Consider the following 20,702-nt stretch of genomic DNA (forward strand, 5'->3'; position numbering starts at 1 on the left):
TTCTGCGGCTGCCACCAACCCTGTGGAAGCTGGCTTGCCAGCGATAGCGTCCTCAAGAACACCCGAATCTCGCGTTCCATAGGCCCAGGTTCGGGTGAGATCAGCCGGCTTTTTGAGCTGTCTTGCGGGCCTTCGCGAGCAAGCTCGCTCCTACAATCAGCGGGTTTGCTTCACTCCAGCACCGGCCGCAACAACGCCTGCGCCTCATACAGCGGTGTCAAAAACCGCTTCCTCATGTCCTCGACACTGATCCGCGACGCATGGCTGGTGATCGCCAGCGTCGAGCGCAGCACGCCGTGCCGGTCCAGCAGCGGCACACCAAGCACGCGCATGCCCACTTCGAATTCCTGATCCACCTCGGCGTAGCCTTGGCGCGCAATAACCCGCAATTCCTCGCGCAATGCCTGCTCGTCAACGCAGGTGTAGGGCGTCAACGCCCGTAATTGAGTGCGGGCGAAATAGGCATCCAGTGCCTCCTCGCCGAGCGCCGCCAGCCACAACTGTCCGCTGGCGGTGCAGTACATCGGCACCCGCGATCCAGGGCGGATCGACAGCGAGGCGACGTGGCTGTAGCGGCTGCGGACGATATGCACCATCTCGTCGCCGTCGCGGGTGCCCACCGAGACGTGCTCCTGGGTGACCCGCGCCACCTGTTCCACCACCGGGCGCAGCATGCGCGGCAGTTGCGCCGAATCGACGTAGGCCTGGCCGATGCGCAGCGCCTTGGGGGTCAGCCAGTAATGGCGGCCATCGGTCTCGATGAACGCCTCATGCACCAACGTCAGCAAAAAGCGCCGTGCAGCGCTCTGGGTCATGCCCGACAGCGCGGCGGCCTGGGGCACGGTGAGTTTCGGCTGATCGACGCTGAACAGTTGCATCAGCGCCAGACCCTTTTGCAGGCCGGCGATCAGGTCGCGCGGGTGGATGGTGGGGTGGGCCATGGCGATTCCGGGGAATATCGACGAAGAGTGCGATTATCGCAGTCATGCTGCGAATAACAACCAGAAAGCCGATCGCCGCGATTGGCCCGTCTGGCGCCAGGACGCACCCTTGGCGCACAACAAAACGGACCCTCTGGAGGTCAGCATGCTGCACGGATCCACCGAACTGGTGGCGATCGTCGGGTCGCCCATCACCCAGGTCAAATCCCCGGAAAACTTCAACCGCTGGTTCCAGGACAACAGCCGGAACCTGGCGATGCTGCCCATCGATATCCGCGAGGACGCCCTCGACGCCTTCATCGATACCCTGCGCGGCTGGCAGAACCTGCGCGGCGTGGTGGTGACCGTGCCGTACAAGCAGGTGCTGGCCGGGCGTCTCGATGAGGTCAGCGAGCGGGCCGGGGCGCTGGGCTCGGTGAATGTCATCCGTCGCCAGGCCGATGGGCGTCTGTTGGGCGACAACGTCGATGGCGAGGGCTTTCTCAACGCCGCCTGCCTCAACGGTTTCCAGGCCCGCGGCAAGCGTGCGCTGGTGATTGGTGCCGGGGGTGTCGGCAGCGCCATCGCCTGGTCGCTGTGCCAGGCCGGGGTGGCGTCGTTGGTGCTCAGCGATGCCAGCCTGTCGCGCTGCGAGACGCTGGCCGCGCTGCTGCGCAAGGCGTTCGGCGAGGTCCGCATCGACATCGGTTACGACACGCTCGCCGGCTTCGACCTGGTGGTCAACGCCACCCCGGCCGGCATGGGCGGCACCGGTGAACTGCCGTTGCCCGCGTCGCAACTGGACGGGCTGCAGGCCTCGACCCTGGTCGCCGACGTGGTCACTTCGCCGGAAATCACGCCGTTGCTGGCCGCCGCCCGCGCACGCGGTTGCCGCATCCAGACCGGGCCGCAAATGGCCTTCGCCCAACTCGGCAACCTCGGCCATTTCATGGGCGTCACGCCCTTGCAGTTGTGAGGGGCGGGCGATGAATACGGCAACCCGTTTTCCCGCTGACGGCGATGCGCTTGTCGACCTGATCGTGCTCGGCAGTGGCGCCGCCGGTTTCGCCGCCGCCGCGACTGCCGCACGCAAGGGCCTGAAGGTCGTGCTGGTGGAAAAGGCCGCGCAGTTCGGCGGCACCTCGGCGATTTCCGGTGGCGCGGTGTGGCTGCACGGCACCGACCAGGCCCGCGCCGCGGGCATCGAAGACAGCCCGGAAGCCATGCGCCGCTACCTGCAAAAAACCATCGGCCCCGGCTACAACGCCGCGCTGGTGGACGCCTATATCGACCAGGGCCATGCCGCGCTGCGCTGGCTTGAAGCCAATACCGAGCTCAAATACGCGCTGCGTCCGCTGTCGCCGGATTACTACCCGGATGAAGAGGGCGGCACCGACCGCGGCCGCGCGCTGGAAATGCTCGAATACGATGGCCGTCGCCTCGGCGCGCACTTCAAGGACCTGAAGATGCCGCCGGCGGGCATGCTGCTGTTCGGCGGGATGATGGTCAACCGCGTCGATATCCAGCATTTCCTGAGCTTCCGCCGCTCGCCGCGTTCGTTGTTGCACTGCCTGAAACTCATGGGCCGCTACGCCATCGACCGCCTGAGTCATCCGCGCGGCACGCGGCTGACCACCGGCAACGCACTGATCGCAAGGCTTGCGACCAGCGCGTTCGCCGATGGCCTGCAGTTGTGGCTGAACAGCCGCACCGACTCGCTGATCTTCGAGAACGGCGCGGTGGTCGGCGCAATGATCACCCGCGACGGTCGCCCGCAGCGGGTGCTGTCCCGTGGCGGCGTGGTCTGCGCCACCGGTGGTTTTGCTGCGGGGCCGGATGCGGCGGCGCAGCGTCCGCACAGCGATGCCGCACATTTGACCATGTCGCCGGACACCAACGTCGGCGACGGCCTGCGCCTGGGTCAGGCGGCCGGCGCGGTGGCGGGCGAGAAGCTCGCCGCCAACTTCTTCTGGGCACCGGTCTCCGAGGTGCTGCACAAGAACGGCGTGCGCGAGCGGTTTCCGCACCTGGTGACCGATCGCGCCAAGCCCGGTGTGATTGCGGTCAACCGGGCCGGCGAGCGCTTCGTCAATGAATCCAACTCCTATCACCACTTCGTCCAGACCATGTTCGCAACCGGCAACACACCGTGCTGGCTGATCTGCGATGCCGATGCCCTGAACAAATACGGCCTCGGCCTGGCCCGGCCAAAGCCGGTGGACAACCGCGCGCTGATCGACGCCGGCTACCTCTACCGCGCCGACACGGCCGAGCAGTTGGCCACGCGCATTGGCGTCGATCCCCAAGGCCTGCGCCGCACCCTCGAACGCTACAACCGTGATGCCCGCGACGGCCTCGACCGCGAATTCGGCAAGGGCGGCAACAGCTACAACCGCTACATGGGCGACCCCGACCACCAGCCCAACCCGTGCAACGCGCCGCTGCTCAAGGCGCCGTGGTACGCGGTCCGCCTGCACACCGGCGACCTCGGCTCGGCCCGCGGCCTGGCCACCGATGGCCAGGCGCGGGTGCTGGACGCCAGCGGCGCGCCGATCCCCGGCCTGTATGCCGCTGGCAACGACATGAACTCGCTGATGGACGGCACCTATCCCGGCCCCGGCATCACCATCGGCCCCGGCCTGACTTTCGGCTGGCTCGCGGCCTGCCACGCCGCCGAACGGCTGGCGACTCTTCCCTCACCTGTCCTGGAGCAATAACCATGTACTACGAACTGCGCACCTACACCCTGAGCCCGACCCGTATGGCCGACTGGCTGGCCCTGTACCAGAGCGATGCGCTGGCGGTGCAGACCGAGCATCTGGGCAACCTGGTGGGCTTCTTCACCACTGAATTCGGCGAGGCCAACCAGGTCGTGCACATCTGGGCCTACGAGAGCCTCGACGACCGCGCCGCCCGCCGCGCCAGCATGGCCGCCGACCCGCGCTGGGCCGAGTTCGGTCGCAAGAACAAAGAACTCGGCGCGGTGCTCAAGCTGGAATCGCGGCTGATGCGCCCGACCGGTTTCTCGCCGCTGAAGTGACCCCGCGAGCTGGCTTCGCCTCAACAAAGGCAATACGCAATGCAACAGCTTGAATGCGACGTGCTGGTGATCGGTTCCGGGGCTTCAGGCCTGGCGGCGGCGGTTACCGCGGCGCACTGCGGACTGAAAGTGATCGTCGCGGAAAAAACCGCGCTGCTCGGCGGCACCAGCGCCTGGTCCGGCGGCTGGTTGTGGGTGCCGCGCAATCCGCTGGCGCTGGCCGAAGGCACGGTTGAAGCGGAGCAGGGGGCCGAGCGTTATCTGCTGGAGCAGGTGCGCGGCGAAGCATTGACCGCGCAGCAGCAGGTCTACCTGCGCCGTGGCCCGGAAATGGTCGAGTTCTTCCAGCGTCACACCGCCGTGCAGTTCTACTCCGGCAGCACAATGCCGGACATGCGCGACGGTGACGGCGCGGCGAAGGGCGGGCGTTCTTTGTGTGCGCAGCCGTTCGATGGGCGAGCGCTCGGGGCGTGGATCGACACGCTGCGCCCGCCGCTGGATATCGTCAGCCTGTTCGGCATGGGCATTGCGGGCGGCGCCGATATGAGCGCGTTCTTCAATGCCCGGCGTTCGGCGAAAGCCGCGTGGCATGTGGGCAAGCGCCTGCTGCGGCATGGCGCTGACCTGCTGCGCTATCGGCGCGGCATGCACCTGGTCAACGGCAATGCGCTGGTGGCGCGCCTGCTGAAGAGCGCGCTCGACCTGCAGGTCAACCTGCTGACCGACAGCCCGGCGCTGCGCCTGCTGCGCGAAGGTGGCCGGGTGAGCGGGGCGGTGCTGCAGCGTGATGGCGTGGCGTGCGAGGTGCGCGCCCGGCGGGGTGTGGTCCTCGCCTGTGGTGGTTTCGCCCACGACTCGCAGCGCCTGCAACAACGCCTTGGTCATGATCATCACTGCGCGGCGCCCTTGAGCAACAGCGGCGACGGCTTGCGCCTTGGCGAACAAGCGGGTGGCCTGATGGCCGACGACCTCGCCCACGACGCCGCCTGGGCACCGGTATCGCTGGTGCCACGGCGCAAGGGGCCACCCGGACGTTTTCCGCATCTGATCGACCGGGGCAAGCCCGGCTTTATCGCCGTGGGGGCTGATGGCCGACGGTTCACCAACGAAGCCGACTGCTACCACGACTTCATGAACGACCTGTTCGCCCGCACCCCGGCCGGACAGGCGCCCGAGGCCTGGATGATCTGCGACCACCAGGCGCAGCGCCGCTTCGGTATTGGCTGGGCCAAACCGTTTCCGTTTCCGACCGGGTATTACCGGCGCTGCGGCTACCTCGTCAAAGGCCGCGACCTTGTCGAACTGGCGCAGCGTTGTGGTATTGATGCAGCGCAGTTGCAGGCTACGGTCGAGCGGTTCAACCAGCATGCGCGGGTGGGGCACGACCCCGAATTCGGGCGCGGGCAGTCGGCGTACAACCGTGCTTCGGGGGATCCATCGAACCAGCCCAACCCGTCATTGCGACCGCTCAGCGGGCCGTTCTATGCGGTGCGACTGGTGCCGGGCAGCCTTGGGACTTTTGCCGGGTTGAAGACGGATGAACAGGCGCGGGTGCTGGATGGCGCCGGTGCGGTGATTCTGGGGCTGCATGCTGTGGGCAATGATATGAACAGCATCATGGGCGGGTATTACCCGAGTGGTGGGATCACTCTTGGGCCGGGGATGACCTTTGGGTATTTGGCGGGGGTGGCGTTGGCTGGGGGGGAGTGATTGGAGAGAAGGGGGTTGGCAGAGGATCTGGTCATGGCCGCCAGGTGCTAGCCGACAAGTTTCTCGCGTTCTTGAGACCGAGCGCCGCCCGCGCGGCGCATCGCGACGGTTCGGCGCCCCGACAAGCTCGCTCCTACATTTGTTGCAACGTGCCATGGCCTGACAGAGAGGTGTTGCCCGCCCTTGGCGCTTGGCGATGAATCGCGGGGAGGCTGTTGAAGTCGACTCGATACCGCGTCGTACAAACAAGGCGTTCAACCATGGCCTCACAGACCTAGGCACGTTGCAACCAATGTAGGAGCGAGCTTGTCGGGGCGCCGAACCGTCGCGATGCGCCGCGCGGGCGGCGCTCGATCTTGAGAGCGCTGAAGATCTGTCGGCTAGCCCCCATGATGGAGTGCCAATATCTGCAGCCCCCCACAAACCTCATCTAAACTGCCCACCCCACCGCCGCCCACGGACCCCGCGCAATGCTCGAAGAAGGACTTTCCCGCCTCAGCGCCTACCTGCTCTACCTCACGCCCGGTTTCCTGCTCTGCGCCCTGTGGTTCTGGCTAACGCCAAAGCACCAGGCCGGCATGCGCATCCTTGTCCTGCTGCTGACCTTCGTACTGCTTCGCGACGCAATGACGCCGCAAGGTCTGTGGTCGCTGTCGGATCAGGTCCAGATCGCCTTCATCGCCAACCCGCTGGTGCTGGCCGCGCTGGGCCTGCTGTCACTGGTGCTGATCGCTCTGCTGGCGAGGGTGGCGCCGGAGTTGTGGGCGCTGTTGGTCTGGCGCAGGGGAAATGTTGGCCTCGGGTTGTTCCTCGGCCTGCTGGCCGGGCTCGCCATCGGTCTGCCGTTGCGGCTGTATCAGGGCAACGGACTCGACGTCAGCGGCCTCTGGTTCGGCGGACTGCTGGTACTCGCCTACGGCGGCAACGCGCTGGAAGAGGTGCTGTTTCGCGGGATGCTGCAAGGTCACCTCGAGCAGCACACCAGCGCCCTGCGCGCCGCTCTCGGCAGCGCCGTCGCCTTTGCTGCCTGCCACGCGCTCCTGGCCTTGAGCGTCACGCAAGTGGGCTGGCCGATTCTTGCGTTCACCTTGATCGAGGGGCTGGTGTGCGCACTGCTGCGGATGCGCTACGGCATCTTCGCGGCCATCGCGGCGCACGGCACGGCGATCCTGTTGATCGCGGTACCGATGAGTCAGGGCTGAATGGCCTCCCGCAACCACTGACTGAACGCCCGGGTCATCGCGCTTTTTTCGCTGTCCTGATGAATCAAGCACGCCCAGGTCGCGCCGGCCACGCTGCGTTCGCTCAGCGGTTGCAGCAAGCCTTTTTCCCGCGCCCGCGCCGCCAGCAACTGGCTGACCAGGGCGATCCCATGACCCTCGCAGGCGGCATCCAGCAGCAACCCCGGATCGGAGAAGTTCAGGCCGTTGCCGCGCTGGCCGACATCCTCGCCGCCCAGTACCTGCCAGCGGCTCCAGTCCATGTTGCGCTCGCCATGCAGGGTGGTGCGCTGCGCGGGCGGCTGGTCGATCAGGTCAGGGTGGCAGGCCGGATACAGCCGGTCGTCGAACAGCGGCTGATAGCTGCATTCCACCTGCGGTTCGAGGTCATCGCGCAGGCTCAGGTCGATGGTCTGGGTGGCCATGTCCGGCGCTTCGAAGGTGGTGAACAGCCACAAATCCACCTCCGGGTGCTGACGATGGAAGTCACCCAGGCGCGGCAGCAGCCAGTGGCGGGCGAACGCCGGCGTGGTGTTGACCACCAGTTGGTTGGGTTTGCGGTACTGCTCCAGGCGGCGGATGCCCACCGACAGGTCCTGCAGCAACGCCTGGGTGGTGCTGAGCAGGTCGTGGCCGGCATCGGTCAGGCTGACGCTGCGCCCGGTGCGGAAGAACAGCGGTTGTTCGAGGAAGGTTTCCAGGCTGCGGATCTGCTGGCTGATCGCCGACTGGGTCAGGTGCAGTTCGTCCGCGGCCTTGTGGAAGCTGCCGAGGCGGGCAGCGGCTTCGAAGCCGCGCAGGGCGTTCAGCGGGGGCCAGTGTTTCAGCATTATCGATAAGCTCGGCTAATCAGTTGTGCGCTAAATCTATCGTTTGTTGCGCCGTAGTTGAAGCCATAGCATGAACTCCATTCCGCACTCAGCGGATTTCAGTCATAAAAAATACTTAACTGAAAGGTGACAGACATGCTGTGCAATGGCGTTGGAACGAGCGGCTGGACGATGCCCGCGGAGTGGGCTCCTCATGCGGCGACCTGGATGGTCTGGCCGCACAACCAGGCTCTGTGGGAAGGCATCTGGGGTGTGACCCTGGCCGATGTGCAGGCGGATTTCGCCCGGGTCGCCAATGCCATTGCCCGTTTCGAACCGGTGAAGCTGGTGGTGGACCCGAGTGGCCGGGCCAGCGCCGCCGATCTCTGCGGACCTAACGTCGAGCTGATCGAGCACGCGGTCAACGACAGTTGGTGCCGGGATTCCGGGCCAAGCTTCGTCTGCCACCCGACACACGGCGTGGCCGGGGTCAGTTGGCGCTTCAATGCGTGGGGCGGCAAGTCGGCTCATGACCTCGACGAAAGCCTCGCCCGGCGCGTGCTCAACCCGCTCGGCCTGGACTGTTTCGGCACGCCGCTGGCCAACGAAGGCGGCGCCATTCATGTCGATGGCGAAGGCACCCTGATCACCACCGAGTCGGTGCTGCTCAACCCCAACCGTAACCCTGGGGTGAGCAAGGCCGAGATGGAAGAGATCTTCAGCCGCCTGCTGGGGATCACCAAGACTATCTGGCTGCCGGGCGACCCCGACTACGTCACCGGCGACATGACTGACGGTCATGTCGATGGCGTCTGCGCCTTTGCCCGCCCCGGCGTGCTGCTGGTGGACGCGACCCGCGAGCAGGATTCGGTGTACGCCGAAGTGGTGCGGGAAAACCGCCGCGCCCTGGAGCTGGCGCGGGATGCCAAAGGTCGCCCGTTCGAACTGATCGAGCTGTACGAAGCCAGCGCCGCGGTGGATCCGAAGGCCGAGGTGTTCTGCGCCTCGTACACCAACTTCTACATCGCCAACGGCGCGATCATCATGCCGGCCTACGGTATCGACGCCGACCGCGAAGCCGCCCAGGTACTGGCCGCCGCATTCCCGGGGCGCGAAGTGGTGCCGGTGCAGATCAACCACCTGGCCCACGGCGGCGGCGGGGTGCACTGCATCACCCAGCAGCAGCCGGCCTGGCCGGTAGTGGGGGTGAAACCATGAGCCTGTTGACCGTCGCCACCACCCAGATGCACTGCACCTGGAACCTGCAGGACAACCTCGACCGCGCCGAACAACGGGTCCGCGAAGCAGCTGCGCAAGGCGCGCAGGTGATCCTGTTGCAGGAGCTGTTCGCCACGCCGTATTTCTGCATCGAGCAGGACCACAAGCACCTCGCCCTGGCCGAGGAGTACCGCGACAGCCGCGTGCTCCAGCGCTTCGCCGCGCTGGCCCGCGAGCTTGGGGTGGTGCTGCCGTTGAGCTGGTTCGAGAAGGCCGGCAACGCGTTCTTCAATTCGCTGAGCGTGGCCGATGCCGATGGCCGCCTGCTGGGGGTCTACCGCAAGACCCATATTCCCAACGCTGTCGGCTATCAGGAGAAGGAATATTTCAGCCCCGGCGATACCGGCTTCCGCGTCTGGGACACCGCTTTCGGCCGTCTCGGCGTGGGCATCTGCTGGGACCAGTGGTTCCCCGAAACGGCGCGTTGCCTGGCGTTGATGGGCGCCGAGGTGCTGCTGTTTCCCACCGCCATCGGCTCCGAGCCCGGCGCCGCCGCGCTGGACTCCCGCGACCACTGGCAGATGACCATGCGCGGCCACGCGGCGGCCAACCTGCTGCCGGTGGTGGCGGCCAACCGGGTCGGGCGCGAAGTGGCGACGGGCGACGCGGAACTGCACATGGATTTCTACGGCTCGTCGTTTATCTGCGACCACAAGGGCAAGCTGTTGGCCGAGGCCGATCGGCAGACGCCCGGTGTCGTGGTGCAGACCCTCGACCTCGCCGCGATGCGCGACGAGCGCCTGACCTGGGGCATCTTCCGCGACCGTCGCCCGGAAATGTACGGCACCTTGCTGGGCCTCGACGGCCGCCAGAACAGCGTCTGGGGTCAGGGAGGTGCGCGATGAATCGCCACTGGCTATGCGCCGCGTTTCTGGGTCTGGCGGTTGGCACTGCCCAGGCTGACGACCCGGGCAAGACCCTGCGTCTGTACAACTGGGCCGACTACTTTGCCGAAGACACGCTGTCGCGCTTCACCGCCGAAACCGGGATCAAGGTGATCTACGATGTGATGGACGGCAGCGAGGTGCTGGAGGCCAAGCTGATGACCGCCGGCAGTGGTTACGACCTGATCTTCCCCGGCGACACCGTGGCCGAGCGACTGATGCGCGCCGGCAGCCTGCAGGCCCTCGACCCTGCGCGGATCACCGCGCTGGCGGATATCGAGCCGGGCCTGCAGCAACTGCGCAAGCACTATCCTCATTCCGCCAGCGCCACCGTGCCCTACACTTGGGGCACCATCGGCCTGACCTACAACGAGGAGATGGTCCGCCAGCGCCTCGCCGACGCGCCGGTGAACAGCCTCGATCTGCTGTTCAAGCCGGAGCTGGCAGCGAAGTTCGCCGACTGCGGGATCTCCATCATCGATTCGCCCGACGAGGTGCTGGCGGTGGTGCTCAACTACCTGGGCCGCGAGCCGCGCAGCGCCAAACCCGAAGACCTGGCCGCGGCCAGCGAACTGCTGCTGAAGCTGCGACCGTATATCCGCAAGTTCCAGTCGCAGCCGGTCACCGACCTGGTCAACGGCAACCTGTGCCTGTCCCTAGGCTACAGCGGCGACATGACCCAGGCCCAGCGCGCCGCCGATGCCGCCGGCAAGCCGGTGCGTTTCCAGTACCGCATCCCGCGCGAGGGCACCACGGTGTGGATGGACAACATGGCGATCCCGGTGGATGCCAAACACCCGGAGTACGCCTACGCCTTCATCAACTTCGTCATGCGCCCGGACAACATGGCGGCCATCAGCAACTTCACCGGCTACCCGACCTCCAGCGCCAAGGCGCGACCGCAGGTCGATCCGGCGATGCGCGACAACCCGGATATCTATCCTGATGAAGCGGGCTTCCAGCGCCTGATTCCCGGCAAGGACATCGCCCAGTCGGCGATGCGTGCACGGATGCGCACCTGGACCAAGTTCAAGACCGCCAGCGGCGGTTAGCCCCACGTACCCCCAACTCGAAGTGAGAGACAAAGAAATGCCGACACGCCGCCAGTTCATCCGGCAGGTTTCCGTGGCCAGCAGCCTGGGACTGATCGCCAGCAGCGGTTTGCTGCCGTTGCGGGCCTTTGCCGCAGGAGACGACGACTGGTTCATGCCCGACGAGGGCGAACGCCAGCGTCACGCCTTCATCGCCTTTGGTGCGCAGGAGGCGATCTGGGAAGACTTCACCGCCGATGTGCAGGCGGCCCTCGGCCGTATCGCCCGCGCCATCGCCCGTTACCAGCCGGTGACCGTGCTGTGCCGTGAAGCCGAGCGCGAACTGGCCGAGGAACTGTGCGGCAGCGACAACACCCGGTTCCTGGTCACCGAACTGGATGACATCTGGATGCGCGACATCGGCGCCAACTTTCTCACCACCGAGGAGGGCGGCCTGACCGCGCTGGACTTCAACTTCAACGGATGGGGCAACAAACAACGGCATTCTAAGGACGCGCGGATCGCCGCGTTATTGGCCGGGCAAAGCGGGGCGCGGCATCTGCGCAGCGAACTGGTGGGCGAGGGCGGCGGGATCGAAGTGGACGGCCACGGCACCGGGATCATGACCGAGAGCTGCTGGGTCAACGGCAACCGCAACCCCGGCTGGAGCCGGGACGACGTGGAAGCGGAACTGAAAGCCTGCCTGGGCCTGCGCAAGATCATCTGGCTGCCGGGCATCCGCGGCAAGGACATCACCGATGCCCATGTGGATTTCTACGCCCGCTTCGTCAGCCCCGGCGTGGTGATCGCCAACCTTGATACCGACCCGGAGTCCTATGACCACGAGGTGACCCGCGCGCACCTGGAGATTCTGCGCAACGCGACGGATGCGGAGGGCCGCAAGCTCACCGTGCACACCGTGTCGCCACCGCTGAAACCGCGCAAGAGCCCGTTCAGCCGCAACAACCCGGATTTCGCTGCGGGTTACATCAACTACTTCGTCATCAACGGCGCGGTGATCGCGCCGCAGTTTGGGGATCGTGAGGCGGACAGGGCGGCGTTTGAATTGTTGTCGGGGCTGTACCCGGACCGGGACATCGTGCAGGTGGAGATCGACGCGATTGCTGCGGGTGGCGGGGGGATTCATTGTGTGACGCATCAGATGCCTTGGGTGTAGGTTGACCTATCGCGCCGAACCGTCGCGATGCGCTATCCACCCTGCTCCAACAACCACTCCAACAACGCCCCCACCCGCGCCGGCAACACCCGGCAAGGCGGATGCAGCAGGTAATAACCCAACGCCCCCGGCTGCGCAAAACCACCAAAAGGCGTCACCAGCAACCCCTCATCCAGATAACGCTGCACCAGACGCTGGCGCCCCATGGCGATGCCGGTGTGATGGATCGCGGCATTGGCACAGAGGTCGGAACGGTCGAAGGTCATGCGCCGTTCCGGCAGGCAATGCGCCAGGTCGCGGGCCTCGGCCCAGCGGCGCCATTCGGCATCGAACGGCGCGTGTTCCCAGGCCAGCGCATCGTGCAGCAAGGTGCACTGGCGCAGGTTGTGCGGGGCGTCGTGCAATCCGTGCTCTTCGGCATAGCGCGGGCTGCACACCGGAGTGACGGCCTCGTCCATCAGGTGATGATTGACCAGCCCGGCCGTCTCGCCGCGGGCGTAAACCAGCGCGAGGTCGAGGTTCTGCGTGCGGAAATCCACCGGGTCATTGCCGACCCGCACATCCAGGGCGATGCGCGGGTAACGGCGGTGGAAGTCCGCCAGCCGCGGCACCAGCCAGTCATTGGCGATGGACGGGCGGGCGTAGAGCGCCAGCGGGCCGCTGAGGTCCGCGTCGGGGCTGTGCAGGGCGGTGTCCAGGGCTTCGACGGCGTCATCGAGGATGGCGAAGATTCGCTCGCCCTCGGCGGTCAGGCGGATGCGTCGGGTCAGGCGCTCGAACAGGCGCAGTTCCAGGGCCTGTTCCAGCCGGGCGATGCGGTGGCTCACGGCGCTGGGGGTCAGGCACAGTTCTTCCGCCGCCAGGGCGAAGCTCAAATGCCGGGCGGCGACGAGGAAGGTGTGCAGGTTGGCGAACTGGCTGCTGCCCAGTCGCGTCGCCAGCCGCGGCGGAAGGTTGAGCATCAGTGCGCGCCCAGGTACTGGCGGCCGGTGGCGAGGTAGGCGGCCATTTCTGCCTCCGGCACCATGCTGCCGCCGGTGCCCCAGACCAGATGGGTGGCGTTGGCCAGGTGGCGCGCAGTCAGCCCGAGGCGTTCGCGATAACCCTGCTGCTCACGCAGCACCCGCAGGATGCCCGGCACCCCGGCCAGGGCCGACGGTTCCAGGCGCCGGCCTTCGCAGGCGTCGAGTTGCGCCAGCAGGCGGTAGAGGTTTTCGTCGCTGACGGTGTAGTAGCCGTCGATCAGGCGCTGCATGGCCCGGCCGACGAAGCCCGAAGGGCGGCCCACCGCGAGGCCGTCGGCGGCGGTGACGTTGTCGATGCCGAAGTCGTACACCGACACCGCGTCATGCAGGCCGGTGTAGACCCCCAGCAACATGCACGGCGAGTGGATCGGCTCGGCGAACAGGCAGTGCACGGCGTCGCCGAACACCTGCTTGAGGCCGAACGCCACGCCGCCAGGACCGCCGCCCACACCGCACGGCAGGTAGACGAACAACGGATGCTCGGCATCGACGCGGATCCCGGCCTGTTGCAGTTGACCGTGCAGGCGCAGGGCGGCCACCGCATAGCCGAGGAAGAGCTGATGGGAATTCTCGTCATCGACGAAGTGGCAGTACGGATCGCCCTCGGCCTGGCGGCGGCCTTCGGCGACGGCGACGCTGTAGTCGGTGGGGTACTCCACCACGGTCACGCCGTGGGCGCGGAGTTTGTCCTTCTTCCACTGGCGGGCGTCGGCGGACATGTGCACCGTGGCCTGAAAGCCCAGCCGCGCGCTGATGATGCCGATCGACAGGCCGAGGTTGCCGGTGGAGCCGACGGCGATGCGGTACTGGCCGAAGAAGGTCCGGGCGGCGTCGCTGTCGAGCTTCGCGTAGTCGTCGCCCGGTTGCAGGAAACCGGCCGCCAGGGCCAGGCGCTCGGCATGGGCCAGCACCTCGTAGATGCCGCCGCGGGCCTTGATCGAGCCGGAGATCGGCAGTTCGTTATCGGCTTTCAGCCAGAGCTGGCCTTGATCCGCGCCCAACAGTTTTTGCAGGGCGGGCAGGGGATGCAGCGGTGATTCGATCAGGCCGCCGGCTTCGCGGGTCTGCGGAAAGGCGGACTGGATAAAGGCTGCGAAACGTTGCAGGCGTGCGCTGGCGTCATCCATGTCGGCGCGGGTCAGCGGCACATCGCCCAGCGCTTCGGCGCTCGGGGCGATGGCGGGGTTGAACCAGGTGCTTTCCTTGAGGGCGACCAAATCGGCGAGCAGGGGGTGTTCGTTGCACCAGTCTTGAGCGGGTTTTTCCAGGGGCATCAGTGGCTCTCCGGGCTGGGGTGTCGGGGCGGCGGCGGGCCTTATCGCTGGCAAGGCAGCTCCCACAGAGCTGCGGGGCTGGCGGGTGGGAGCCGGTCTTGCCGGCGATGGCGCCGGTCAGAGCAACGCTGCCTGTGAGGGCTTCAGGGTTGCCATTTAGCGCCAGTGCGCCGCCAGAGAACAAGGGATATCCCGGCCGCGGACAGGTGATTTCAAATCATCTGTCCGTCGCAAAACACCCTCAGGCCAGTTCCGCCTTCGGCACCGGCGCCGAGCGCGGTGCGCACAGCGGTTTCAGCCGCGAGCCGCTGTATTGGGCATTTCGGAACAGCTTCCAGCGCCCGAACAGTCCGTACACGTGCACCACGCGCCCCTGTTCGTGGTAGCCCATGCGCAGGTGCAGCTTGAGCGCCGGCACGTTGTGGGTTTCCACCACGTCCACCACCCGGGTGCAGCCTTTGGCCTGCATGGCGTTCCACAGGTTGACCTGGGCATCCACCGACAGCCGGCTGCCGAAGAATGCCGGGATCATTTCGCCGCCGAATTCGAAGAAATCTCCCCGTGCCACGGGAAAGGTGCAGCCGTAGTAATGCCGGTCGTGATAATCGCGGGTGCTGGCCCAGATGAACGCGATCGCGTCGCCGGCCTGGTCCAGGTACATGTGCCCGGTGTGGCCTTCGCGGGCCAGCTCGCGCATGGTCTCGACGCGGTCGCCGAAATGCCGGGCGAAGGCGTCGGCGTTGGTTTCGGTGATCAGCGCAAGGTTTACCGGCGGGTGGTCCTTGAGGTTGTGCGGGCCGACCGGGGTGGTCAGGTCGCGCTCCATCCACAACAGTTCCCAGTGAAAGAACACGTAGCGTTGCCACAGGGTGGCAAGGGTCCGGCGCAGGCCTTTTCGTTTGATGTGGTTCAGTGCACGCATGTTGCCTCCTGTCCTGCTCTAGGGCGGTTCGGGTGTGTCGATGCGGGCAATGGCGGCGTGCTGGCAAGTCAGCGTTGGCGGTGGCCCGGCAAGTGAACGCGGCGAAGATGAAACTTTTTTCATGGTATAGCGCAGCGTTTTGCCATCGTGTCAAAAAGCCAGCGGGGCAGTTGTATCAAATTATGTAAATTGTCATTAACCGCTCTGTTTAGCGGGTTGCGGTAGCGTTACAGGTGGTCGGAAAGTGATGGCGGTTTTTTGACGAGATTCTGGCGCCTGTTTTCCCTCGCCACTGACGGATCGCACCGCAAGCGTTTGCGACGCGGGTTCGGCTCACGTAGACTGCCGTCTATTCACTTTTCCTTACAAAGCCCGCTTGGCACACCCGAACCACCGGTTCATGGGTGCTTTTGTCACGTCCGTGTTTTGTCCAGCTTTCAGGAGTTCCAGTCACCGCATGAATAGCCCCGTTGAACCCCGTAACGGCAGTTGGCTCAGCGTTTTCGCGCTGGCCCTGGGTGCCTTTATTTTCAATACCACCGAGTTTGTCCCGGTCGCGCTGCTCAGCGATATCGGCCGCAGTTTCGATATGCCCAGCGCCCAAGTCGGGCTGATGCTCACGGTGTATGCCTGGGTGGTGTCGCTGACGTCGCTGCCAATGATGCTGCTGACCCGCAATATCGAGCGCCGCCGGCTGCTGGGCTTTCTCTTTGTGTTGTTCATCCTCAGCCATGTGATGTCGGGCCTGGCCACCAGCTTCGGCATGTTGTTGGTCAGCCGGGTGGGGATTGCCCTGGCGCATGCGGTGTTCTGGTCGATCACCGCATCGCTGGCGGTGCGCGTGGCGCCGCCGGGCCAGCAGGCCAAGGCGCTGGGGCTGCTGGCCACCGGCACCACGCTGGCGATGGTGCTGGGTATTCCGCTGGGACGGGTGGTCGGTGAGGCGCTGGGCTGGCGCACGACGTTCTACGGTATCGCCGGCGTGTCCGTGCTGACCCTGCTCTGGCTGCTGCGCTCGTTGCCGCTGCTGCCGAGCCAGAATTCCGGCTCGCTGCGCAGCCTGCCGGTGCTGCTCAAGCGTCCGGCGCTGATGTCGGTGTATGCGTTGGTGGTGCTGGTGATCACCGCGCAGTTCACCGCCTACAGCTACATCGAACCGTTCACTCAGCAGGTGGCAGCCATGAGCGGCGAGATGACTACGGTGCTGCTGCTGGTGTTCGGCGGTGCCGGGGTGTTCGGTTCGATCCTGTTCAGCCATTTCAGCGAGCGTTTCCCCCACGGCTTCCTGATCGCCTCGATCGCCGCGCTGGGTTTCTGCCTGCTGATGCTGCTGCCGCTGGCCGGCGTGCCATGGCTGTTGTGCGCGATGAGCGCGTTGTGGGGCATGGGCATCATGTGTTTCAGCCTGGCGTTGCAGTCGAAAGTGCTGAAGTTGGCGTCGGATGCCACCGACGTGGCGATGGCGATGTTTTCCGGGCTGTACAACGTCGGCATCGGCGGTGGCGCGCTGCTGGGCAGCATGGTCGCGACCCATGTCGCTCTTGGCGATATTGGCCTGTTCGGCGGCGCGCTGGCGGTGGCTGGCCTGCTACTGTGTCTTTACGCCACCCGGCGCTATTTCGTCATCGCGGTCGCGGCGCCGGCTCAGCAGGGCCTGAGCGAGCGCTCGGCGAAGTAACGCTCCAGCACCGCGGTGGAAGATGACGTCTCGGCCAGCGCTACGTAGCTGTCCGGGCGCAACAGATACAGCGCATTGCGCGCCAGCCCGGCGGCTTCATGCGCCGGGCTCCAGGCGAATACCTGCAACGGGATCTGCCGCGCCGCGCACCAGCCCACCAGGTCCTTGCTGGCCAGCCCGTAAACCTGCACCTGCCAGCATGGCCGTCGCAGTTCGGCGAAGTTGTCTCCCGTCTCGTTACTCACCCAGGGCATGCGGTCGCCGCCATGCACATGGCCGGCGCTGCCGAAACTCAGCGGCATCAGCCGGTAGTTCAGGCCGATCTGCGAGACGGTGCGGAACATGAAGTTGCGCACCGTGGCCATGGCGGTCAACCGCGACAGCAGCGCCGGCGCGAAGCGGGTGCGCAGTAGCGTGGCCAGGCGGCTGTCGGCGGTGATGAAGTTGAAGACCTGGTCGGTGGTCGCCACCAGCCGTTCGGCGAAGGCCTTGCGTTCGATCTCGTAGCTCCCCAGCAGTTCTTCGGTGGCCTTGCCGTGCAGCACGCTGGCCAGTTTCCAGGCCAGGTTGATGGCGTCGCCGATGCCGGTGTTCATGCCCTGGCCGCCGGCCGGGCTGTGGACATGGGCGGCATCGCCGAGCAGGAAGGCGTTGTGGCGGCGGAATTGCTGGGCGACGCGGTGATGGACGCGGTAGGTGGAAAACCAGTTGACCTGCTCGACCGTGACTTGCATGTGCTCGATGGCGCGGCGGCTGATGTCTTCGAAACGCAACTCTTCAGGCTGTTCGGCGCGCTCGTCGCGCACCGTGCCGATCAACCGCACGCGCCCGTTGTCGGCCAGCGGGAACACTGCCAGAAAATCCGCTTCGTCCAGGTCCACATGCAGCTCGCCATTGATCGCCGGCCCCGACGCCTGCACATCCGCGACATAAAACACCTGCTCGTAGGTGCCGCCGGGAAAACCGATGCCCAGCGCCTTGCGCACCGTCGAACGGGCGCCGTCGCAGCCGCCCAGGTAACGCGCTTCGCAGTCTTCTTCGCGGCCGTCGGCCAGGCGCAGGCGGGCGCGGATTCGCTGTTCATCCTGGTTCAGTTCGAGCAACTCGGTCTGCCACTGCACTTGCACACCGAAGCCCTGCAGGCGCTCGATCAGCAGGCGTTCGTGTTCGTCCTGGGGGAAGATTTCGAGGAACGGGTAGGGCGTCTGGCCGGCGCCGATGTCCTGCAACGACAGGCGGGTGGCCTGCTGGCCCTTGACCCAGAGATTGGCGGCCGGCACCTGATGGCCGCGCTCGACCACCGCGTCGGCGAGGTCGAGCTGGCGGTACAGCTCCAGGGTTCGCGCCTGCACCGCCAGCGCCCGGGAGGTGGTGCCGGGGCCGCTGGCCTGGTCGATGATGCGGATGTTCACGCCCAGCTTGCTCAACCACAGGGCCAATGCCAACCCGGTAGGACCGGCTCCGATGATCAGGACTTCAGTGCTGCTCATGCCACACCCTCCGCGCTGGGATCGTCAGATGAGTGTAGAGCGGCGGTGGGATTGTGCCGTTGCGATGGGTAGGAAACGACGCGGTCAGGTGGGCTGCGCGGGTGCCTCGCTGTCGCCGCCGAAGCTGTCGAGCAGAAAGCGCTGCACGGTCGAGAGGATTTCCAGCGACAGCGCCTCGTCGGCCGCGCCGCGTGCCAGCCCCAGGGCGCCGACCATGGCGCTGAAGGCGACGATCGCTTGCGCGCGTTTTTCAGTGTCCTGGGCATCGCCCAGCAGGGTGGCGATGCCGCTGAAATTCGCCCGCAGCTTGCGCGTGTACAGCTCGCGCGCCTCGCCTTGCACCCGGCCGATATCGCTGACCAGTGCGCCGACCGCGCAGCCTGTGCCGACGCCGTCACGGTGTTCGGGGCTCAGGTACTCGTCGACCAGGCTGGTGAAGTCCGCCCGATGGCTGCGCTGCGGGTCTTCAGAGCGCTGGAACGCTGCGGTTAGCGCCTCGGCCACCAGTTGGTCGCGGGATTCGAAGTGTTTGTAGAAACCGCCGTGGGTCAGGCCGGCCTCCTTCATCAGGTTGGCGATGCTCAGGCCGTCGATCCCCAGCTCGCAGAAGCGTTCGGCCGCGATGCTGACGAGGCGGTCATGGGTGGTCTGTTTGCTGGCTTGGGAGTGGCCCATTGTCGCTGTCCTTCAAGCGTGATCCGGGGGCGGGATGATAGCACCCGTCCCCGGCGCCCGGTTTACCTCACCAGGTCTCGCCGTATGGGCGGACTTCGGTCAGGAACGACCAGGCACTGCGTGGTTGTTGGATGAGGTGGCCGACTTCGGCGGCGATGTCCGCCGGCTGGATAAAGAAGCTGTCCGGCGCGGTGGGGTGCAGCTTGCGCGTCCAGGCCACGTCGATCACCGCGTCGATGACCACATAGGCGACGTGCACGCCTTTGGGGCCCAGCTCGCGGGCAATCGACTCGCTGAGGATGCGCTGCGCCGCCTTGGTCGGGGCGAAGCCGGCGAAGTGACCTTTGCCGCGCAGCGCCGAGGTGTTGCCGGTGACGATGATCGCGCCCTGGCCTTTTTCGACCATGGCCGGCGAGAGCTTGCGGGCAAGGTGCAACAGCGCGAGGACGTTGGTCTGGAAATTGACCTCGAGCGCCTGCGGATCGATCTCCATGAAGGTGCCGAAGGTGGCGCCCACGGCGTTGTGTACCAGCACATCGGCGTGGCCGAGGCGGGCTTCGATCTGCTCCAGGGTCTGCTCCAGTTTCGGCGTGTCGGTCACGTCGACGGGGAAGGCGTGGGTGCCTGGCAGCTCACGGGCCAGGTCGTCGAGGCGCTGGGCGTCACGGGCGATCATCGCCACTTGGTAGCCGTCCGCCACCAGGCGACGAACGATGGACGCGCCGGTGCCTGGGCCGACGCCGGTGACGATGGCGGTTTTCTGGGTGGTCATGGTCAAGCTCCTGTTGCTTGTTGGAGGGCGGCGCGGACGAAGTCGAGGCGGTCGTTGCCGAAAAACATCTCGTCATTACAGAAGAAGGTCGGCACACCGAACACGCCGCGTTGTGCGGCGGCGTCATTGTTGGCGGCCAGTTGCTCGCGGATCGCGGCGCTGTCGGCGAGTTGCCAGATATCCGCGTCCACGCCGTGGGCGCGGAGGAAATCCGTGCGGCCTTGGGCGCTCGCCAGATCGTCATTGCCGGCCCACACGGCCTTGAACAGCGCTGGGTGCAACACGTCGAACACCCCGGCCTCGGTCGCGGCGAGCGCGGCGCGAACCAGCCACGCGCCGTCGAACTGGCCGTCACGCATCGCCTGGAACAGCGCGCCGTTGGGCGCGAACGGCACCTGATAAAGCGCCGCCCAGCGTCCGGCATCGATCCCCGAATAACGGGCTTTCGGCGGGCAGGCGGGGGATGGCTGGTTATTCACCTGTTTCATCACGGCGAGGATATCGACGGGGAAGTAGCTGACCGGATGATTCAGGCCCGGCAGTCGGGTGTTGGCGAGGTACGCGTAGGGGCTGCGGTAATCGAAGACAGACTGGAGATTCATGGATCTCTTCCTGTGGGAGTGAGGGGGTGTTGCTGGTGGTGGATGTTAGTTGTCATCCTGATTGGATGTCAACTGACATCCTGATGGGCGAGGGTGTGGGTTTTATGGAGGGGGGGTGTGAGATTGAGTGAGGCGCGGCAGGCGATTGTTGCCGCTGGGGTGCGGCGCCGCTTGTGCGGCGCTTCGCGAGCAAGC

The 20,702-nt window shown here is 66.0% G+C and carries 19 protein-coding genes; 10 read left to right on the plus strand and 9 right to left on the minus strand.

Annotation, left to right across the window (positions count from 1 at the left end; all coding sequences use genetic code 11):
• Window positions 1-170: 170 nt before the first annotated feature.
• Window positions 171-941 carry an IclR family transcriptional regulator C-terminal domain-containing protein gene (locus NTD82_RS23675; RefSeq protein WP_262130504.1) on the minus strand — a complete coding sequence of 257 codons (771 nt, stop codon included), beginning with the start codon at window positions 939-941 and terminating at the stop codon, window positions 171-173.
• A 145-nt stretch (window positions 942-1,086) separates the two neighbouring features.
• On the opposite strand from NTD82_RS23675, the gene NTD82_RS23680 reads away from it, so the two are divergent.
• From NTD82_RS23680 to NTD82_RS23700, 5 genes are all read left to right on the plus strand, one after another.
• Entirely contained in the window at window positions 1,087-1,896 is an 810-nt protein-coding gene (locus NTD82_RS23680; protein ID WP_262130505.1) for a shikimate dehydrogenase family protein, read from the plus strand.
• Window positions 1,897-1,906: 10 nt separating this feature from the next.
• Window positions 1,907-3,637 carry an FAD-dependent oxidoreductase gene (locus tag NTD82_RS23685; protein ID WP_262130506.1) on the plus strand — a complete coding sequence of 577 codons (1,731 nt, stop codon included), beginning with the start codon at window positions 1,907-1,909 and terminating at the stop codon, window positions 3,635-3,637.
• Between the two features lie 2 nt (window positions 3,638-3,639).
• Window positions 3,640-3,960: an NIPSNAP family protein gene (locus tag NTD82_RS23690; protein ID WP_262130507.1), complete on the plus strand. Its 321-nt coding sequence runs from the start codon at window positions 3,640-3,642 to the stop codon at window positions 3,958-3,960.
• A 39-nt stretch (window positions 3,961-3,999) separates the two neighbouring features.
• Entirely contained in the window at window positions 4,000-5,670 is a 1,671-nt protein-coding gene (locus tag NTD82_RS23695) for an FAD-dependent oxidoreductase (RefSeq protein WP_262130508.1), read from the plus strand.
• Window positions 5,671-6,140: 470 nt separating this feature from the next.
• A complete protein-coding gene (locus NTD82_RS23700) occupies window positions 6,141-6,872 on the plus strand; it encodes a CPBP family intramembrane glutamic endopeptidase (protein WP_262130509.1) in 732 nt (243 codons plus the stop codon).
• Here NTD82_RS23700 and NTD82_RS23705 read toward each other — a convergent pair.
• Entirely contained in the window at window positions 6,863-7,720 is an 858-nt protein-coding gene (locus tag NTD82_RS23705; protein WP_262130510.1) for a LysR substrate-binding domain-containing protein, read from the minus strand. The genes NTD82_RS23700 and NTD82_RS23705 overlap by 10 nt on opposite strands.
• 135 nt (window positions 7,721-7,855) lie before the next feature.
• Between NTD82_RS23705 and NTD82_RS23710 the strand changes: the two genes are divergently transcribed.
• Genes NTD82_RS23710 through NTD82_RS23725 form a run of 4 tightly spaced genes read left to right on the plus strand, consistent with a single transcriptional unit; the run spans window position 7,856 to window position 12,069 of the window.
• On the plus strand, window positions 7,856-8,917 hold the full coding sequence (locus NTD82_RS23710; protein ID WP_262130511.1) for an agmatine/peptidylarginine deiminase: 1,062 nt from the start codon (window positions 7,856-7,858) through the stop codon (window positions 8,915-8,917).
• On the plus strand, window positions 8,914-9,822 hold the full coding sequence (gene aguB, locus NTD82_RS23715; RefSeq protein ID WP_262130512.1) for an N-carbamoylputrescine amidase: 909 nt from the start codon (window positions 8,914-8,916) through the stop codon (window positions 9,820-9,822). Before NTD82_RS23710 ends, aguB begins: the two co-directional genes overlap by 4 nt.
• Complete coding sequence (locus NTD82_RS23720) at window positions 9,819-10,913, plus strand: extracellular solute-binding protein (RefSeq protein WP_262130513.1); 1,095 nt, start codon at window positions 9,819-9,821, stop codon at window positions 10,911-10,913. Before aguB ends, NTD82_RS23720 begins: the two co-directional genes overlap by 4 nt.
• A gap of 37 nt (window positions 10,914-10,950) precedes the next feature.
• Entirely contained in the window at window positions 10,951-12,069 is a 1,119-nt protein-coding gene (locus NTD82_RS23725; protein ID WP_262130514.1) for an agmatine/peptidylarginine deiminase, read from the plus strand.
• A gap of 32 nt (window positions 12,070-12,101) precedes the next feature.
• On the opposite strand, the gene dsdC is transcribed toward NTD82_RS23725, so the two are convergent.
• The 3 genes from dsdC to NTD82_RS23740 all read right to left on the minus strand — a co-directional run bounded on the left by dsdC (window position 12,102) and on the right by NTD82_RS23740 (window position 15,290).
• Window positions 12,102-13,031 (minus strand): DNA-binding transcriptional regulator DsdC, encoded by a 930-nt coding sequence (gene dsdC / locus NTD82_RS23730; RefSeq protein WP_262130515.1) that lies wholly within the window; start codon window positions 13,029-13,031, stop codon window positions 12,102-12,104.
• Window positions 13,031-14,368, minus strand: coding sequence for a D-serine ammonia-lyase (dsdA, locus tag NTD82_RS23735; protein ID WP_262130516.1), 1,338 nt, complete (start codon window positions 14,366-14,368; stop codon window positions 13,031-13,033). The genes dsdC and dsdA overlap by 1 nt, the downstream gene beginning before the upstream one ends.
• 241 nt (window positions 14,369-14,609) lie before the next feature.
• Entirely contained in the window at window positions 14,610-15,290 is a 681-nt protein-coding gene (locus tag NTD82_RS23740; protein WP_262130517.1) for an N-acetyltransferase, read from the minus strand.
• 457 nt (window positions 15,291-15,747) lie between these two features.
• Here NTD82_RS23740 and NTD82_RS23745 point away from each other — a divergent pair, with 457 nt between their 5' ends.
• Entirely contained in the window at window positions 15,748-16,968 is a 1,221-nt protein-coding gene (locus tag NTD82_RS23745) for a sugar transporter (protein WP_262130518.1), read from the plus strand.
• On the opposite strand, the gene NTD82_RS23750 is transcribed toward NTD82_RS23745, so the two are convergent.
• From NTD82_RS23750 to NTD82_RS23765, 4 genes are all read right to left on the minus strand, one after another.
• A complete protein-coding gene (locus NTD82_RS23750) occupies window positions 16,935-18,458 on the minus strand; it encodes an FAD-dependent monooxygenase (RefSeq protein WP_262130519.1) in 1,524 nt (507 codons plus the stop codon). The genes NTD82_RS23745 and NTD82_RS23750 overlap by 34 nt on opposite strands.
• Before the next feature lie 84 nt (window positions 18,459-18,542).
• The gene (locus tag NTD82_RS23755) at window positions 18,543-19,133 is read right to left on the minus strand and encodes a TetR/AcrR family transcriptional regulator (RefSeq protein ID WP_262130520.1); all 591 of its coding nucleotides are present in this window, start codon (window positions 19,131-19,133) and stop codon (window positions 18,543-18,545) included.
• A 67-nt stretch (window positions 19,134-19,200) separates the two neighbouring features.
• Entirely contained in the window at window positions 19,201-19,905 is a 705-nt protein-coding gene (locus NTD82_RS23760; RefSeq protein WP_095153749.1) for an SDR family NAD(P)-dependent oxidoreductase, read from the minus strand.
• Between the two features lie 2 nt (window positions 19,906-19,907).
• Complete coding sequence (locus NTD82_RS23765; RefSeq protein ID WP_262130521.1) at window positions 19,908-20,507, minus strand: 2-hydroxychromene-2-carboxylate isomerase; 600 nt, start codon at window positions 20,505-20,507, stop codon at window positions 19,908-19,910.
• Between the last annotated feature and the right edge of the window lie 195 nt (window positions 20,508-20,702).

The sequence above is a fragment of the Pseudomonas sp. 5P_5.1_Bac1 genome, assembly GCF_025466015.1.
In the GTDB taxonomy this organism is placed as follows: domain Bacteria; phylum Pseudomonadota; class Gammaproteobacteria; order Pseudomonadales; family Pseudomonadaceae; genus Aquipseudomonas.